A 12,648-nucleotide genomic window follows, 5' to 3' on the forward strand; every position below is an offset into this window, starting at 1 on the left:
GTCGGTGGCGGCAGCGCAGATGGCTCCGGGCATCTTATATAACAATGTCGGGTTGTTATGGAAGTACTACCTGCGACGTATGGTAATACTACTATACGTTGCGTCATAAAAAGCTTCGCCGGCAAGGCCGGCTCCTACATGATCACGGTAGGAGCCGGCCTTGCCGGCGAATGGCGTCGACGCGCTGTCGGAAAGATGCGCTCAGAACGCGAGCTTGTACCCGATCAGCAACAGCATCCCCGCCAGGCAAGGGCGCAGTACGTTGTCGGAAATGCGCCCGGTCAGGTGGCTGCCCAGGTAGATCCCCGGCAACGAGCCCAGCAGCAGGTAGCCCAGCAACGACCAGTCCATGTTGCCCATGCTCGCATGGCCCAGGCCGGCGACCAGGGTCAGAGGTACGGCGTGGGCGATCTCGGTGCCCACCAGGCGCCGGGTGACCAGGTACGGGTACAGCAGAAACAGCGCGACAGTGCCCAGGGCGCCCGCGCCAATCGAGGTCAGTGACACCATCACGCCCAGCACCACGCCAGTGACCACGGTAAGGGCGTTGAGGCTGCGTTCGCTGAGGTGGTAGCGGTCACCGGCGTGCTTGCTGGCAAACGCCTGCAACCGCGACTTGAACAGGATGGCCAGCGCCGTGAGGATCAGCACCACCGCCAGGCCCTGCTTGATCACGCCGTTGAGCGTCTGGGTGTCGGTATGCAGGGTGCTCAGAAACCACAGGGTCAAGGCCGCCGCTGGCACGCTGCCCATGGCCAGCAGCCCGGTGATCTTCCAGTCGATGTTCTTTTGCTTGCTGTGCACCCAGACGCCACTGGCCTTGGTGATGGCCGCATACAACAGGTCGGTGCCCACTGCAGTGGCCGGGTTGATGCCGAACCAGAGCAGGATCGGGGTCATCAACGAACCACCGCCAACGCCGGTCATGCCGACAATGAACCCAACAACCAGGCCTGCGATGGTGAAACCAAAAGAACCTACATCCATAAATACCTAAACACCCAGCGAGCCCGTGATCGGATGGCGCCAGCATAAAGGTTTTTTTATAGCCAAATAGACTTGTTCGTTATTAGTTTATAACCGTAACGCAGCAGGCGAGGGTGCCATCGACCGCCTGGGCGGCCGATGGGCGAGGGCGGGGGTCAGATCTTGAAGCTGTCTACCAGTTGCTTGAGGCGCCCGGCCTGACGCGCCAGGTCATCGCAGTGCTTGAGGGTGTCGTTGAGGTTGGCCACACCCTGCTGGTTGAGCACGTTGATCTGGGTGATGTCCAGGTTCAGGCTCTCGACCACGGCGGTCTGTTCCTCGGTGGCGGCTGCTACCGACTGGTTCATGCCGTCGATCTCGCCAATGCGCAGGGTCACGCTGGTCAGGCGTTCGCCGGCCTGGTTGGCGACCTGCACGCTCTGCTCGCTGGACACCTGGCTGGCGTTCATGTTGTGCACTGCCTCGCGCGACCCCACCTGCAGGGTGGTGATCATCTTGTGGATCTCTTCGGCCGATTCCTGGGTACGGTGCGCCAGGTTGCGCACTTCGTCGGCCACCACGGCAAAGCCGCGACCGGCTTCACCGGCCCGTGCTGCCTCGATGGCGGCGTTGAGTGCCAGCAGGTTGGTCTGCTGCGAGATGCCCTTGATCACGTCGAGGATCTGGCCGATGTCATCGGTGCTGGCGTTGAGGGTTTCGATCTGCTCGCACGACTCGCTGATCTTCTGCGACAGCGCCGTCATCGCGCTGATGGTCTCCTGCATCACCTGGCGACCATCGTTGGCCTGGTCGCTGGCACCGCTGGCATGTTGCGAGGCATCGGCGGCGTTGCGCGCGATCTCCTGGGTGGCGGCGCCCAGTTCGTTGATTGCAGCGGCCACGCTGTTGGTGCGCAGGCTCTGTTCCTCGGAGCCGATGATCGAGGCGTTGGAGGCGCTTATCACGCGTTCCGACAGGTCGTGCACCTGGCGGGTGGCCGAGGCCACTTCGGAAATCGATGCATGGATGCGCTCCACGAACTGGTTGAAGGCACCGGCCAGTTCGCCGAATTCATCCTTGTTTTCCACGGTCAGGCGCCGGGTCAGGTCGCCTTCGCCCTGGGCGATGTCCTGCATGGCGCGGCCCATGGTGGTGAGGGGGCGCATCAGCACCGGAATCAGCAGGCTCAGCAGGCCGGCGATGGCGGCCACGGCGATCAGCATGGCGATGATGGCCGAGGTGCGGAACTGGCTCAGCGGGGCGTAGGCCTTTGCCTTGTCGATGGACAGGCCGATGTACCAGTCGGCCGACGGCAGGCCGCTGACCGGGGCGAACGAGATGATCCGCTGTTCGCCGTTGAGGGTCACGTCGTGCAGGCCGGCGGTGACCTGCAGGTTGCTGCCGGGGTAGATGTCCTTGAGGTTCTTCATGGCCTGGTCGCTGTCCGGGCTGACGATCATCTGCCCGTCGCGGTCGACCAGGAAGGCGTGGCCGATACCGCCGAAGTCCACGGCATTGATGATGTCCACCAGGGTGGCCAGGCTCAGGTCGCCGCCCACCACGCCGACCAGTTCGCCGTTGCTCTTGACCGGCATCGCAATGGTCACCACCAGCCCGCCGACAGCCGCCAGGTAGGGTGGGGTGAGCATGGGTTTGCCGGCGGCGACAGCAGCTGTGTACCAGGGACGTTGGCGCGGGTCGGAGCCGTCGGGCATTTTCGCGTCCGGGCGCTGGGTGAACACGCCGTTGGTCTGGCCCACATAGGTGAACTGGAAGTTCGATGTGAAGGCGGGCTGGTCGACCAGCCCGGGGAAGTCGGCATTGGCGCCCTGGTGGGCGATGTTCTGGGCCAGGTTTTCCAGCACCAGGATGCGCCCGCTCATCCAGTTCTGCACACTGCTGGCTGTCAGCGCGCCGGCCTGGTTGACCGACGATTCGATGTTCTGGCGGATGGTGTTGCGTTGCAGGTAATCGTTGTAGAGGGTGAACAGTGCAAAGGCCAGCACGACGACTGCGCTGGCGCTGAGCAGGATCTTGTGGCGAAATTTCAGGTTCATGTTTCGAGACCTTTAGCCAGATAGGGGAAGTGACGGCGTCACGGGTCGGAGCCTTGTGAGCACCGCCATCGTGAATTGCACGCGACTGACCTTTCAGGTATCGGCTGAAACCACGAAATATTTATGTACCATTTTGACGCGGGGTCAGTCGGCCAGGGCTGCGGTCTGTCTCAGCAACCTCACCAGCTCCTGGGCAGCGCGTTGCAGCGGCTGCTGCTTGAGCCAGAAGGCATGCACCGGCAGGCGCAGTTCATTGCGGGTGTTGCGAAAATCCAGTTGCACCAGTCGCCCGGCCTTGAGCAGCGGGGCAATGCGCGACAGCGGGAAGTCGCCCCAGCCAAGCCCGGCCTCGACCATCTCGATGGCCATGCTCAGGCTGTCGGTGCGCCAGTGCGAGGCACCGATCAGCACGCGGGGGTCTAGCATCGGCAAATCGCGGCTGGCCACCACGATCTGGCGCACGTTGACCAGGTCTTCGAGGTAGCGCACCTGCTCGCCCAGCGCGGGGTGATGGGGCGAGAGGGTGGCGGTCAGCGACTCCATGCCGACCTGTTCGAAGCGCTGGCGCGGGTCGACCGTCAGCCCGGCAAACGCCAGGCACAGTTGCACGCGACCCTCGTGCAGCAGGTGCAGCGCATCTTCCTGCGGGGCGCTGAGCACCTCCACCTGCAGCAGCGGGTGGCGCTGGCTGATCTGGCCGATGGCCTGGAGCAGCGGCTGGTGATCGATGTCGGGCACCACGCCGATGGCCAGGGTGCTTTCCAGGCCCTGGGAAAGCTCGATGGCGTGTACCTGAAGCTGCGTCAGCTGGTCGGCGATCAGCCGGGCATGGGGCTCCAGCGCCAGGGCCAGCGGGGTGGGGCGGGTTTCACGGTGGGTACGCTCGAACAGGGCAAAGCCTAGCTCCGCCTCCAGGTTGGCGATGGCCATGCTGACTGCCGAGGGTACCCGCCCCAATGCCCGGGCGGCAGCCGAGAACGAGCCGCGGTCGAGCACCGCAAGAAACAGTTCGATAGTGTCGCTGGAAAAATTCATCAGCCTCTCCTTTCAGTAGATCTGATAGCTGCTGACTTTTTCTGTCAAGAAGATTGACGCATCCTGCCGGCCGAATTTGATTTGTCGAGGGGTGAAAAGGTGCAAGGTCTGAAACGCAAGCTGGTGTATGTAACGGCCTATGAAGGTATCGGGCTGTGCCTGTCGACACTCGGGCTGGCGCTGCTGTCCGGCACCGCGCCCAGCAACACCGGGCCGCTGGCCGTGATGATCACCACCATCGCGATGGTGTGGAATTTCATCTACAACACCCTGTTCGAGTACTGGGAGAGCCGCCAGGCCACACGGGGGCGCAGCGTGGCCCGGCGCGTGGCGCACGCGATCGGGTTCCAGCTTACCCTGGTGGTGTACCTGATCCCGCTGATTGCCTGGTGGCTGGGGATTTCGCTGTGGGAGGCCTTCTTGGTGGACCTGGCGTTCATCATCCTGATCCCGTGCTACACGTTCCTCTACAACTGGCTGTTCGATCGGGTGTTCGGGCTGCCGAGTTCGGCATCGGCACAGGTATCGCCCGCCGTGTAGGGCGTGCAGGCCCGCGATGCTTTGCTTCTGAGCGTCGGCTAGGCATAGAATGATAGGAATTCTCATTCGTACCCCGGTCGCCCATGTCCACTCCCGATCCCGCGTTGCGCGAACAGGTCAGCCGTATCTATCAGGACCACCACCGCTGGTTACAGGGCTGGCTGCGTCCGCGGGTGGCCTGTCGGCACCTGGCGGCCGACCTGATGCAGGACGTGTTCGTGCGGGTGCTCAGCGCCCCGGACGCCAGCGACCGGCTAGGCGCGGTACGCGAACCACGCGGCTACCTGGCCACCATCGCGCGGCGTTTGATGATCGACTACTTTCGCCGTGCCCGCCTCGAGCGGGCCTGGTTGCAGGCACTGGCCGAGCAGCCCGAAGCGGTGGAGATATCCGAGCAGGAGCGGCTGATCCTGCTGCAGACCCTGTGCGAGCTGGATGCCATGCTGGCGGGGCTCGGCCCGCGCATACGCCGGGCCTTTCTGCTGTCGCAGCTCGATGGCATGACCTACAGGCTGATTGGCGAGGAGCTGGGGGTTTCCGAGGTGACGGTCACCCGCTATATCGCCAAGGCCTTTCACCACTGTACGCTGTACAGCCTGCAAGCCGACTCGTGACCCCATGGCTACTCTCGACCCTCTCCAGCGCGCCGCGCTGGAACAGGCTGCGCTTTGGCGCGCCCGCCTCAATGCTGATGCCGTGGATGATACCGACCGGCAAGCGTGGCAGACCTGGCTGGACGCCCACGACCAGCATCGCTGGGCCTGGCAACAGGTCGTCCAGGTTCAGCAGCGGCTTGGCCAGCTATCTGGCGGGCTGGCCGGGCGTACCCTGGACATCGCCGGGCAGCCTGCCGCGATCCCGCGGCGCGGCGTGCTCAAGGGCATACTGGTGCTGGCCGGCACCAGCGGCCTGGGCTGGGCCGGCTACCGAGAGCTGAGCAGCGGGCCGTGGACGGCGGACTACCATACCCGCGTCGGCAAGCGTCAGGCATTGACCCTGGCCGATGGCACCCGGCTCGAACTCAACACCGACACTGCCCTGGATGTGCGCTACGACAACCAGCAGCGCCTGCTGGTACTGCGCCAGGGCGAGGTGATGATCACCAGCGCCGCCGACAAGGCCGGGCGCCCGTTGCGGGTGCAGACCGTCAACGGCACCGTCGAGGCGCTGGGCACGCGTTTTCTGGTGCGCCGCGACAGCGACGCCAGCAGCACGCAACTGGCGGTGTACCAGGGCCAGGTGGGCGTGATGCCGCGCGATGGCATGGGGGGGGCCGTGGTCGATGCCGGGGATCAGGTGCGGTTTTCACACCCCAAGTTCGTGCTTGGCTCGCCGCTGGAGCCCGACCGCGATGCCTGGCGCAGGGGGCTGCTGATTGCCAACGACCAGATGCTTGGGGTATTCATCGCCGAGCTGCGGCGTTATCGCCCCGGTTGGCTCAAATGTGCCAACGAGGTTTCCAGCCTGCGTATCAGCGGTACCTTCAAGCTCGACGACACCGAGCAGATTCTGCGCGCCATCGGCAAGACCCTGCCGGTGCGGGTCGAGCGGCGCACAAAATACTGGGTAAGCATCGAACCCCTCACGACCTGAAAAATATTTTTCGTAAATGATAGGTATTCGCTCCTTCGTTCGACTTCTAGGCATGCAGGCGTGATGGCCTGACTGCCAACCAGAAGAGAAAAGAACCGATGAATACCCGATCACCGGTCGCGGCAAGGCTGCGTACCACGCTGTTGTGCTCCACCCTGCTGTGGCCGCTGGCGATGCCGGGCATTGCGCACGCCGACAGCACCACACCGACCGAATACAACCTCGACCAGGGCGACCTGGGTCAGGTTCTGAACCGCTTCGCCGCCCAGGCCGGCGTGGTGCTTTCGTTCGCACCGAGCCTGACCGCGGGCAAGACCAGCGCCGGCCTGCACGGGCGTTACAGTGTCGATCAGGGCCTGCAGGCGTTGCTCGAGGGCAATGGCCTGATGGCCGTGCGTGAAGACGACGGGCGCTACAGCCTGGCCCCGCTGCCGCAAACTGCCGGGGCGCTGAACCTGGGCGTGACCGAAGTCACCAGCAACCAGTTGGGTACCATCACCGAAGACAGCGGCTCCTACACGCCAGGCACCATCGCCACCGCCACACGGCTGGTGCTGACACCGCGCGAAACGCCCCAGACCATCACCGTGGTCACCCGTCAGCACATGGACGATTTCGGGCTCAACAACATCGACGATGTGATGCGCCATACCCCGGGCATCACCGTGTCGGCCTTCGACAGCGACCGCACCAGCTACTATGCCCGCGGCTTCTCGATCAACAACTTCCAGTACGACGGCATCCCCTCGACGGCGCGCAACGTCGGCTATTCGGCCGGCAACACCTTGAGCGACATGGCCATCTATGACCGCGTGGAAGTGCTCAAGGGCGCTACCGGCCTGCTCACCGGCGCGGGGTCGCTGGGGGCCACGATCAACCTGGTGCGCAAGAAGCCGACTGCCGATTTCAAGGGGCATTTCACCCTGGGCGCCGGTAGTTGGGACAACTATCGCAGCGAACTCGACGTGGGCGGCCCGCTGACCGACAGCGGCAACGTGCGCGGCCGTGCGGTGGCGGCCTACCAGGACAAGCACTCGTTCATGGACCACTACCAGCGCAAGACCAACGTCTACTACGGCATCCTCGAATTCGACCTGAGCCCGGACACCCTGCTCACCGTGGGCGGTGACTACCAGGACAACAAGCCGGAAGGCTCGAGCTGGTCGGGCAGCATTCCGCTGTTCGATGCCCAGGGCAACCGCAACGACCTGCCACGCCACTTCAACAACGGCGCCAAGTGGAGCCACTGGAACCAGTACACCCGCACCGTGTTTGCCAGCCTGGAGCATCACCTGGCCAACGGCTGGGTTGCCAAGGCGCAGCTGGACCACAAGATCAACGGCTATGACGCGCCGCTGGGCTCGATCCAGGGTTACTACCCGCGCGCCGACGGCACCGCCAGCCTCTATTCGGCCAAATACACGGGCGAGACGGTGAGCAATTCGGCCGACCTCTACGCCAGCGGGCCGTTCGAGCTGCTGGGGCGTGAGCACGAACTGGTGATCGGTACCTCGTTTGCCCAGTCTCACTGGGAAGGCAAGGGCTGGTGGAGCGCCAGATACCCCAATGGCAACTCCGTCGACTACGGCAGCTGGAACGGCAACACCCCCGAACCGGACTGGGGGGAGCAGACCCAGACCGTGGATGACCGCGTGCGTCAGACCGGCACCTACGTGACCACCCGCTTGCACCCCACCGACGATCTGACGCTGCTGCTCGGTGCACGCCTGGCCAACTACCGCATCAACGGCGTGACCGCCAACGGCCGCGAGGACGATCGCCTGCTGCCCTACCTGGGGGCGGTGTACGACCTCAATGACTACCTGTCGCTGTATGCCAGCTACACCGATATCTTCATGCCGCAGGATGCCTGGTACCGCGACCGCAACAACCGCCTGCTCGACCCGGATGAAGGGCAGAACTACGAGGTGGGCCTGAAGGGTGAGTTCCTGGACGGGCGCCTGAATGCGAGCCTGGCGTATTTCGAGATTCACCAGAGCAGCCGGGGCGAAGAGGACCGGGCCTACAACGGCAACCCGACCAACCCGGCGGTCGAGTATGCCTACGAAGGCATCAAGGCCAAGACCAAGGGTTATGAGGCAGAGATCTCCGGCGAACTGGCTGAGGGCTGGCAACTGCAGGGGGGTTACACCCACAAGGTGATCCGCGATGACCAGGGCAAGAAGGTGTCGACCTGGGAGCCCGAGGACCAGGTCAGTTTCTACACCAGCTACAAGCTCAAGGGGGCGCTCGACCGCTTGACCATCGGCGGTGGTGCGCGTTGGCAGGGCAAGGGCTGGCAGGTGTTGTCGAACAACGTCAAGAAGCGCGACGAAGAGTTTGCCCAGGACCCTTACTGGCTGGTGGACCTGATGGCGCGTTACCAGATCAGCGAGCAGCTGTCGGCCACGCTGAACGTCAACAACGTGTTCGACAAGGCCTACTTCACCAATATCGGCTTCTACAACTCGGCCTCTTATGGCGACCCGCGCAACGTGATGGTGACCACTCGCTGGGACTTCTGAGCCAGCGTGCCGAGGTGTCAGGCCTGCCGTTGGGCGAGGCAGGCCTGGTGGATCGCGTCCCAGCATTCCTGGCTCCACAGGCGGATCCAGGTGGCGGCCCACAGTCGGTCCCAATGCCGGCGCAACGGGTTGCGTCGGCGCGCCTCCAGCAGCTCTTCGATTTCTTCGTTGAGCGATACCGGCTCGAAACCGGTCCATACCGGTGGTACCGGTGCCACGATGTTGTAGTAGCAGACCGGCGCGACTTCCTCGTAGAAGATGCGCTTGAGCTCGGCCAGGTCGAAGGGTTCGAGTTCGCGGGCGATCCAGGCGTAGTCCACCCAGCTGTCGACGAACGACTCGGAGAGCAGGGCGCGGACGTTGTGGCGTTGTTCTGGGGTCACGGGGCGGGCTCTTGTGGGGATGCCCGATGCTGCGCGGTTTGTCGTTGGCAGGTCAAGCGCAGCAAGACCCTTCGCCGGCAAGGTCGGCTCCTGCACAACACCTCCTGCAGGAGCCGGCCTTGCCGGCGAAAGGCGCACCGCCATTCTCAATCCAGGCTCAGCTTGGCCTCGATGCGGTCCAGGTGCTGGTGCATCAACTGCAGCGCCGCCTCGCTGTCGCCGTCCTCCAGTGCGTCCACCAGGGCTGCATGTTCCTGCCAGGCGCAGTGTTCGCAAGGCTGGGTCTCGTACTGGGCAATGATCAGCGACGTCATGGGCACCAGCCCGTTGAGAAACCGCGTCAACGGGGCATTGTCGGCCATCTCCGCCAGCTTCAGGTGAAACTCGCCCCCCAGACGAATCGCCGTGCACCGATGGCCCTGCTCGTGGTGCTTGCGCTCGCGGGCAATCAGCTCGCGCAACTGGCGGATGCGTGGGGCACTGGTGCGCCGCGCCGCCAGCCCGATCAGCGTGGTTTCAGCCAGGCGCCGGGCACTGAGCACCTGGCGCGCCTGCTGCGGGTCGGGTGCGGCCAGCCGGGCGGTGTGCGCCGGGCGTTGCACCACCACCTGCTGGTCGGACAGGCGCCCCAGCACGCGGCGGATCACCGTGCGGCTCACGCCGAAGGCCTGGCCCAGCGCCTGCTCGGTCAGCGCGGTACCTGGCGCCAGGCGCTGTTCGAGGATCGCATCGAACAGGCGCGGGTAGATCTCGTCAGCGCTCAGGCGCTGCTCGCCGGCCGCCAGCAGCGCGGGCAGGGCGATCGCGGACGGGGTAGCAGGGCAGGCGTTCATGGTCGCTCTCCTGGTCAGTTGCCCGGGTGTTCATCCGGAATGGTCAATTCGATGCCCATGCGCAGGCCTTCCTGCAGAATGTGCCGGCGCATCTGCGCACTGGCCTGGGCGCTGTCCTTGTTGCGGATGGCGCGCACCACCGCCTCGTTCTCTTCCAGGCGCGCGGCCAGGTGCTCGGGCGAGTTGTGCAGCACCTGGGCGCTCTGCTTGAGGGCATTGCTGGTCTGCTGCACCACACTCTGGAAAATCGGGTTGGCGGTCAGTGCGAACAGCTCTTCGTGAAATGCCAGGTAGGCGCGCACCCCGGCTTCGCTGTCGCTGGCCTCCAGGGCCTCGCGCATGTCCATCAGGGTCAGGCGCAACTGGCCGATTTCCTTGCTGCTGACCGACTGCGCCACCAGCCCGACAATGAACGGCTCCAGCGTGTAACGCAGCTGCAGCACGTCCTCCAGGCTGGCTCCGGCCACGGCCGCGGGGGCCTGTACCAGCTCCTGGGTGCCGGGGTCGAGCACCAGCACTCCCTTGCCTGGCATGGAACGCACCAGGCCGAGGGTCTCCAGCACCGTGACCGCTTCGCGCAGGCTTGGCCGGCTGATGCCCAGTTGCTCGGCCAGTTCTCGCTGACCCGGGAGCATCTCGCCCGAGCGCCACTGGCCACGGGCCAGTGCCTGGCGCAGTTTCTCCACTACCGCATTCACTACCGTCGATGAGGTAATCACTGTTTGCTCCCTGAAAACACATGCATACGTCGTTGCCTAGAATTCCTGTTGATGGGCAGGGGTGGGCAGCTTGCGCGTCTGGAAGCTGAAGCCCTGCTTGCCGTTGAGTACGTTGTTGGCGCGTTCCAGATCAATGTCCTTTTCCCAGCGGGCGATGGCCACGGTGGCCACGCAGTTGCCGATCAGGTTGGTCAGCGCGCGGCCGATGCCCATGAACCAGTCCACCGCCAGCACCAGCACCAGGCCCACCACCGGGATGGCCGGTACTGCCGTGAGGGTGGCGGCCAGAATCACCAGCGCCGACCCCGGAATGCCGTGGGCGCCCTTGGAGGTGATCAGCGACACCAGCAGGATGGTCAGCAGGTCGGTCATGGCCAGCGGCGTGCCGGTGGCGTTGGCGATGAACACGATGGCCAGGGTGAGGTAGATCGAGAACCCGTCCAGATTGAAGGAGTAGCCCGTGGGGATCACCAGGCCGACGGTGGAGCTGCCGATGCCCAGGTGTTCGAGCTTGCGCATGATCTGCGGCAGGACCGCATCGGACGAAGCAGTACCCAGCACGATGCCCAGTTCTTCGCGCATGTACTTGAGGAACGGGAACAGCTTCAGGCCCGAGACGCGCATCACTGTCCCCAGGATCACCAGCACGAAGCCTGCACAGGTCACGTAGAACAGCGCCACCAGGCCGCCCAGGTGTTGCAGCGAGTCCAGGCCGTACTGGCTGGTGGTGAAGGCGATGGCGCCGAACACGCCGATCGGCGCCAGGCGCACGATCATGCCCATGATGCGGAAGATCACATGGCTCAGTTCGTTTATCAACCGGGTGATGCCCGACGCGGCCTCGCCCACCAGGTTCAGGGCGCTGCCGAACAGCACCGAGAACAGCAGCACCTGGAGGATGTTGTTGTCGGCGAAGGCGCCGAGCACCGAATTGGGTATCAGGCCCATGAGGAACGCTGCCGTACCCTGGATATGCTGGCCACGCTCGGCCAGCGCGCCGGCATCGGCGGTCGACAACTGGTCGAGGTGGATGTTGGCACCGGTACCGATGCCTGAGGTGAATGCCAGTACCAGCCCCAGCACCAGCGCAATGGTGGTCAGCACTTCGAAGTAGATCACCGACTTGAGGCCGATGCGGCCAACCTTCTTGAGGTCGCCGGCACCGGAAATGCCGCTGACCACCACGCAGAACACAATCAGCCCGATGAGCATCTTGATCAGCTTGATGAAGCCGTCACCGAGGGGTTTGAGTTGGAGGGAAACTTCAGGAAAGCTCAGGCCGCAGGCGATGCCGAGCATCAGGCCGAGCACCACTTGGAGGAAGATCGAACGCGAGCACCATTTGAGCATGGGGAGGGATCTCTGGTCGGTGTCCGTGCTTCTGGCAACAAGCGCCGAGCGACAGACTTAATTATTGTGGTCTTACCGGTATGTCCAGTGCAGGCGCAGTGTAGGCGGGGTTTTTGCGGGTTTGCAAGTATTTCGCGAATCCAGGGCATCAGATCGGTTTTACCGGTCTGACCAGTTGCAGTACTTATCGACGACAAAAGCGCTTCAAGCAACAGTGGCAGGCGCCTGTCACGCTTTTGCGAGGGCAGTGATCAAGGCTTGGAAAGGGCCAGGTCTACCGCTGCAATCAGCTTTCCCAGGTCCTTGGGTGGAGCTTTGTGAATAACACCGAACAAGTAGGCACGTTGCTCGTCCGCATCTTCCAGGTCGGCGAAAAAGGCATTGAGCTTGACGCCCAGCACGTCGGCAAAGGTGAACAGCGCTTCGACACTGGGGGTGTAGGTGCCGGTTTCAAAGCGGCTTATGGTTTTGGGGTCAAAACCGGTTTTTTCGCCAAGTTCAGCCTGAGTAAGCCCGGCTACCTTGCGATAGCGTCTGATGGCTGGACCCAAACTAGATAATTCCATCGCTCGATTCCCATTTAGAATCAAGAACTTAACGATAAATATTGGCATTGCACAACGCCACGTTTCATCACCTTTCCTTGC

The 12,648-nt window shown here is 63.7% G+C and carries 12 protein-coding genes; 4 read left to right on the top strand and 8 right to left on the bottom strand.

What is annotated here, in order from left to right; all coding sequences use genetic code 11:
* Positions 1-201 precede the first annotated feature (201 nt).
* The 3 genes from MF6396_RS02355 to MF6396_RS02365 form a co-directional block, all read right to left on the bottom strand.
* Positions 202-987 carry a sulfite exporter TauE/SafE family protein gene (locus MF6396_RS02355; protein ID WP_043864524.1) on the bottom strand — a complete coding sequence of 262 codons (786 nt, stop codon included), beginning with the start codon at positions 985-987 and terminating at the stop codon, positions 202-204.
* A 155-nt stretch (positions 988-1,142) separates the two neighbouring features.
* Positions 1,143-3,023, bottom strand: a complete 1,881-nt coding sequence (locus tag MF6396_RS02360) for a methyl-accepting chemotaxis protein (RefSeq protein WP_078479614.1) — start codon at positions 3,021-3,023, stop codon at positions 1,143-1,145.
* Between the two features lie 144 nt (positions 3,024-3,167).
* Positions 3,168-4,058 (bottom strand): LysR family transcriptional regulator, encoded by an 891-nt coding sequence (locus MF6396_RS02365; protein ID WP_043864522.1) that lies wholly within the window; start codon positions 4,056-4,058, stop codon positions 3,168-3,170.
* A 99-nt stretch (positions 4,059-4,157) separates the two neighbouring features.
* Between MF6396_RS02365 and MF6396_RS02370 the strand changes: the two genes are divergently transcribed.
* The 4 genes from MF6396_RS02370 to MF6396_RS02385 all read left to right on the top strand — a co-directional run bounded on the left by MF6396_RS02370 (position 4,158) and on the right by MF6396_RS02385 (position 8,716).
* Entirely contained in the window at positions 4,158-4,598 is a 441-nt protein-coding gene (locus tag MF6396_RS02370; protein ID WP_078479716.1) for a PACE efflux transporter, read from the top strand.
* Positions 4,599-4,681: 83 nt separating this feature from the next.
* Entirely contained in the window at positions 4,682-5,212 is a 531-nt protein-coding gene (locus MF6396_RS02375; protein WP_043864521.1) for a sigma-70 family RNA polymerase sigma factor, read from the top strand.
* A 4-nt stretch (positions 5,213-5,216) separates the two neighbouring features.
* Positions 5,217-6,191 (top strand): FecR domain-containing protein, encoded by a 975-nt coding sequence (locus MF6396_RS02380; RefSeq protein ID WP_078479615.1) that lies wholly within the window; start codon positions 5,217-5,219, stop codon positions 6,189-6,191.
* Positions 6,192-6,289: 98 nt separating this feature from the next.
* Positions 6,290-8,716 carry a TonB-dependent siderophore receptor gene (locus MF6396_RS02385; protein ID WP_078479616.1) on the top strand — a complete coding sequence of 809 codons (2,427 nt, stop codon included), beginning with the start codon at positions 6,290-6,292 and terminating at the stop codon, positions 8,714-8,716.
* A gap of 17 nt (positions 8,717-8,733) precedes the next feature.
* Here the strand turns inward: MF6396_RS02385 and MF6396_RS02390 are convergent, their stop codons facing one another.
* The 5 genes from MF6396_RS02390 to MF6396_RS02410 form a co-directional block, all read right to left on the bottom strand.
* The gene (locus tag MF6396_RS02390; RefSeq protein ID WP_063612014.1) at positions 8,734-9,099 is read right to left on the bottom strand and encodes a DUF7079 family protein; all 366 of its coding nucleotides are present in this window, start codon (positions 9,097-9,099) and stop codon (positions 8,734-8,736) included.
* A 146-nt stretch (positions 9,100-9,245) separates the two neighbouring features.
* Positions 9,246-9,932, bottom strand: coding sequence for a GntR family transcriptional regulator (locus MF6396_RS02395; protein WP_043864518.1), 687 nt, complete (start codon positions 9,930-9,932; stop codon positions 9,246-9,248).
* A gap of 14 nt (positions 9,933-9,946) precedes the next feature.
* Positions 9,947-10,651, bottom strand: a complete 705-nt coding sequence (locus MF6396_RS02400) for a FadR/GntR family transcriptional regulator (RefSeq protein ID WP_054915296.1) — start codon at positions 10,649-10,651, stop codon at positions 9,947-9,949.
* A gap of 36 nt (positions 10,652-10,687) precedes the next feature.
* Positions 10,688-12,001 carry a C4-dicarboxylate transporter DctA gene (locus MF6396_RS02405; protein WP_043864516.1) on the bottom strand — a complete coding sequence of 438 codons (1,314 nt, stop codon included), beginning with the start codon at positions 11,999-12,001 and terminating at the stop codon, positions 10,688-10,690.
* 251 nt (positions 12,002-12,252) lie between these two features.
* On the bottom strand, positions 12,253-12,567 hold the full coding sequence (locus tag MF6396_RS02410; RefSeq protein WP_043864657.1) for a helix-turn-helix domain-containing protein: 315 nt from the start codon (positions 12,565-12,567) through the stop codon (positions 12,253-12,255).
* Between the last annotated feature and the right edge of the window lie 81 nt (positions 12,568-12,648).

It is taken from the genome of Pseudomonas sp. MF6396 (genome assembly GCF_002018915.1).
Lineage (GTDB): Bacteria > Pseudomonadota > Gammaproteobacteria > Pseudomonadales > Pseudomonadaceae > Aquipseudomonas > Aquipseudomonas palmensis.

What these genes read in the sequence shown, in the direction of transcription:
- MF6396_RS02405 (WP_043864516.1), bottom strand. Translation starts at nt 12,001, where the DNA reads ATGCTCAAATGGTGCTCGCGTTCGATCTTCCTCCAAGTGGTGCTCGGC.
- MF6396_RS02380 (WP_078479615.1), top strand. Translation starts at nt 5,217, where the DNA reads ATGGCTACTCTCGACCCTCTCCAGCGCGCCGCGCTGGAACAGGCTGCG.
- MF6396_RS02410 (WP_043864657.1), bottom strand. Translation starts at nt 12,567, where the DNA reads ATGGAATTATCTAGTTTGGGTCCAGCCATCAGACGCTATCGCAAGGTA.
- MF6396_RS02355 (WP_043864524.1), bottom strand. Translation starts at nt 987, where the DNA reads ATGGATGTAGGTTCTTTTGGTTTCACCATCGCAGGCCTGGTTGTTGGG.
- MF6396_RS02395 (WP_043864518.1), bottom strand. Translation starts at nt 9,932, where the DNA reads ATGAACGCCTGCCCTGCTACCCCGTCCGCGATCGCCCTGCCCGCGCTG.
- MF6396_RS02365 (WP_043864522.1), bottom strand. Translation starts at nt 4,058, where the DNA reads ATGAATTTTTCCAGCGACACTATCGAACTGTTTCTTGCGGTGCTCGAC.
- MF6396_RS02360 (WP_078479614.1), bottom strand. Translation starts at nt 3,023, where the DNA reads ATGAACCTGAAATTTCGCCACAAGATCCTGCTCAGCGCCAGCGCAGTC.
- MF6396_RS02375 (WP_043864521.1), top strand. Translation starts at nt 4,682, where the DNA reads ATGTCCACTCCCGATCCCGCGTTGCGCGAACAGGTCAGCCGTATCTAT.
- MF6396_RS02385 (WP_078479616.1), top strand. Translation starts at nt 6,290, where the DNA reads ATGAATACCCGATCACCGGTCGCGGCAAGGCTGCGTACCACGCTGTTG.